The organism is Galbibacter sp. L-19 (assembly GCF_056857615.1).
On record NZ_JBSXNL010000074.1, the window covers coordinates 1 to 3,871 of the forward strand.

The window sequence follows — 3,871 nt, forward strand, 5'->3', positions numbered from 1 at the left end:
AATCACCAAAAAATGGACGCAACCTATCCATAATTGGGGACTAATTTTAAATCAATTTTTAACTATATTTGAAAATAGGGTTCAACTCTAAATTTGAGCTAAACCCACTTTAAGCGTTTACACAAAATTTTGGATAGTGTCGTAGAATTCCACACGTACCAGAAAACAGAAGTAAACAACCTTCTAAAATGCTAGTTGTTTACTTCTTTATATAATACCTTTATTTAAGCAATATATCTTTTAATTCTAATAAAGATGCTACTACATAAGTAGGATGAGCACTCATTAATTGCTCTTTTGTATGAGCTCCCGTAGTAACCCCTACCGTAATTGCACAGTTTGCATTTTTTCCTTCTTCAATATCTATAATAGAATCTCCAGCCTTTAACACCTTATCTGCCTCAAGAACATTGGTTAATTCCATTGCCTTAGAAATCATGTCTGGACTTGGCCTTCCATTTATTACATCATCGGCAGTAATTAAAACATCATATTGTTCTCCCTTTGTCCAGTTTAATTTATTCAACAACAAGGTTGCAATTTCTTTATTGTACCCTGTATTTAATGCAACTTTAATATTGTTACTTTTTAGTAATTTAAATAACTCTTCAACACCGTTACAAGCTTTGACCGCTAATTTTTTGTATGCTTCATCCAGTAATACTTTGAAGTCTTCAAAAATAACATCCGACTTACTTTTATCTTCATTTAATTCTTCTAAAACATCTTTAATAGCTTGATGCTTTTCTTTCCCAGCGCCATGTGTAAGCACAAAGTCTAATTCTACTTTATACCCTGCATTATTTATTGCTTTCTGTAAGGTTTTATATACAACATTACCTTCGTTCACTGTAGTTCCAGCCATATCAAAAACGGCAAGTTTTATTTTATTTTGCATTTTAAAAATTAAAAATTGAATTAATATTTTCTTTAGAAAAACCTGCGCTTCCTGTCATTCCTTTTCCTCCAATTCCAGTTACGATATGAATATTTTTATCTATTGTTTTCAAATAAATATCGCTTTCCTTACACTGCGAATACATTCCATACCACCTATGCTGAATGGCATAATTTGGTAAATAGAATATTTTTTTAGCCTCCTCAATAATAAATTGATCTATATCCATATTTAAATCAAAACCTAAACTTTCCTTTTCTTTAACTGATGCATACTCATGAGAATCGCCTATAATTACAGAACCATCTACTGCTTGCTTAAACAAAATATGCACTCCCCATTTTTTTTCTAAACTCTCAGAAGATTCTTTTTCTTTTATCTTTTTAAATGAAGGGCATTCGGAAAAAGCTTCATACCTTCTTATAGAAAGTCCTGTAAGAATTGCCCCCTTCATTTTATAATTTAATGGTTGAGGCTTGGTTGCCATCATCTGTAATTTGGAGACTATTAATTCACTTTCAGAAAATAATTCAGGATATAAATTCTCAAAATCACTTCCATTACAAATAATCACTTTTTCGGCTGTAACAACCATTCCGTCTGCTGTAAATACTTTTACACATTCTCCTACAGATTCATTTCTTACCACTGTCTTTCCAGAAAAAAGTGCTAATCCCTTTGTTTGTAAATAAGCATGAAGCTTGCTTATCATAACTCGAGGTTCTACTAAAACCTCATCAGGAAAGAATAAAGACTCTTTTACATAAGCCTCATTTATGCCTGCATAATTATTAATTGTTTTTTCTTTAGTCCACAATTCGGACGTATAATTATTTGCTTGGTTAATTTTTTTTAACTCGTGTAATAATTTAACTTCCTCCTCATTAGAAGCTATATAAACCGATCCTTCTTGGCGTACAGAAATATCAAATTTTGATTGAATCTCCTTATATATTTTCAGACTCTCCCTACCAAAAGTCTGCCATTTCGTATTCATTCCAGAAGGAACTACTTGCCCGAAATTTCTAACAGTAGCCCCTTGAAGTATTTTATTTTTCTCTATTAATGCTACTTTTAACCCTTTATTAATGGCATGATAAGCATGAAAACTCCCCAATACTCCTCCTCCAATAACAACAAGATCATACTTCTCGATATTATTCATAAGCTATATTTAAAAGATGTGATATTTTTTTTTCTGAAGACTTATATTTCTTTTTAAAATAATTTAGAGAAGCCACTGCAACAATACAACCCAGCGCTGCAATAAGGTAACATCCATAAATGAAAAAGTTTAACCACGATACTCCCCCCTGACCAAAATTCTTATAAAGCAACACGGCAATACTTCCTAAATAGCCAAAAGCATCTGCTATATAAATAAGAAATCCAGCATTTCCTTTAATTCTAAAAGCTGCTATCATTCTGTCAAAAAATATACAATTAAAAGGCACATAACATATATATAATCCGAAGCCTACGCTTATCATCCAGAAAATTTCGCTAATCAATTCTAATTGATAGAATACCGTAAGCAACCCTATTACGAACGCTCCCCCAAAAAGCAAATAATGATAATAAATAAAAACTCTAAAATTGCTTTTTATAAAAGCAAATAGTCCTAAAATAACAAGCACTAAAATAGCTATTGGAATCTCAGAAAATGTGTAAATAGCTATACTATCCCTGAGCCCTAAAGCATCCCATATCTCTCGAGAGAAATTATCTCTATAATCTCTTAATGCCGTAAGAGCCGCATAAAAAAACACTAATATTACAATTGGAAAAAAATAGGTTTTAATCAAATTAGCCCTATCTACTTTACTCATTGGTTTTCTTTCTGTTCGTAAGGAAATATCTTCTGGTGTTGGTGAGGGGATTCGTTCTAAAAGATAAGAGAATATTAAAAAAGGAACTATAAATATTGCTCCTGTCACCGCAGGCATCCAAAACTCATTAACACCAATCCACCTCATTGAAATAAGTCCCACAGACTTTACGGCTCCACTAGAAACTATAAAACTAGAGCACAATACTACTCCCAATATCTCTGTAGTTTTTCTCCCTTCTAAATATGAAAAAACAATCCCCCAAATCACTCCCAACGGAAGTCCATTTAAAAACATAAAAACAAGATTATAGGGAGCTGGTACAACGGCAAATAACACCAAGCTAATTTCTGCCACTGCAATCATTGTTATTAATAGCAATAAACGCTGATTATTTCTGAGTTCTGAAATAAGTTTAATCCCAATAAACTTTGAAAACATATATCCAAGAACCTGCGCTATTATAAGAATAATTTTATAATCCACCTCCCAAAAACTCAGACCCTCATAAGTAGCAACAGTAAATGGCTTCCTAAAGGCATACATACAAAAGTAAGTACCAAAGGCAGCAAAAGAACCATATAATAATGTTTTAATATCTGTTTTTGTATATTTCAAAATGTTTACAAATAGTAAATTTATGGATGTAAAATTCGATAAATAATTACTATTTGTAATGTTTTTAAAATTACCTTTAAGTTACCAAATGTTTAAAAAAGATGTTTTTCTGGAATAATTAAGCTTGTATTAAAAAGTAGATTGGCCACGAATTCACGGATATATTTTGTTGCCTCTTATAACTATAATACCAACTCATTCAACATCCGTGAATCTGTGGCTAAAATTTATAGTACTTAGAAAGGATTCCCAATAAATGTGTATTTTAGTCATTACAATAGTTTTTACATAATTATGAGACATATTCAATTGTCTGTACTAAAAAGTAGATTGGCCACGAATTCACGGATATATTTTGTTGCCTCTTATAACTATAATACCAACTCATTCAACATCCGTGAATCTGTGGCTAAAATTTATAGTACCTAGAAAGGATTTCCTATAAATGTGTATTTTAGTCATTACAATAGTTTTTACATAATTATGAGACATATTCAATTGTCTGTACTAAAAAGTAGATTGGCCA

Annotated in this window: 3 protein-coding genes; all 3 read right to left on the bottom strand. The window is 31.4% G+C overall.

Annotated elements, in window-relative coordinates; all coding sequences use genetic code 11:
- Positions 1–220: 220 nt before the first annotated feature.
- From AC13CQ_RS17890 to AC13CQ_RS17900, 3 genes are read right to left on the bottom strand one after another with little or no spacing between them, the layout of a single operon-like run.
- Positions 221–898 (bottom strand): phosphonatase-like hydrolase, encoded by a 678-nt coding sequence (locus AC13CQ_RS17890; protein ID WP_474507253.1) that lies wholly within the window; start codon positions 896–898, stop codon positions 221–223.
- 1 nt (position 899) lies between these two features.
- Positions 900–2,063 carry a TIGR03364 family FAD-dependent oxidoreductase gene (locus AC13CQ_RS17895; protein ID WP_474507252.1) on the bottom strand — a complete coding sequence of 388 codons (1,164 nt, stop codon included), beginning with the start codon at positions 2,061–2,063 and terminating at the stop codon, positions 900–902.
- The gene (locus AC13CQ_RS17900; RefSeq protein WP_474507251.1) at positions 2,056–3,345 is read right to left on the bottom strand and encodes a DUF5690 family protein; all 1,290 of its coding nucleotides are present in this window, start codon (positions 3,343–3,345) and stop codon (positions 2,056–2,058) included. The genes AC13CQ_RS17895 and AC13CQ_RS17900 overlap by 8 nt, the downstream gene beginning before the upstream one ends.
- Positions 3,346–3,871 lie beyond the last annotated feature (526 nt).

Coding starts and splice junctions, on each gene's coding strand:
- AC13CQ_RS17890 (WP_474507253.1), bottom strand. CDS start 898: ATGCAAAATAAAATAAAACTTGCCGTTTTTGATATGGCTGGAACTACA.
- AC13CQ_RS17895 (WP_474507252.1), bottom strand. CDS start 2,063: ATGAATAATATCGAGAAGTATGATCTTGTTGTTATTGGAGGAGGAGTA.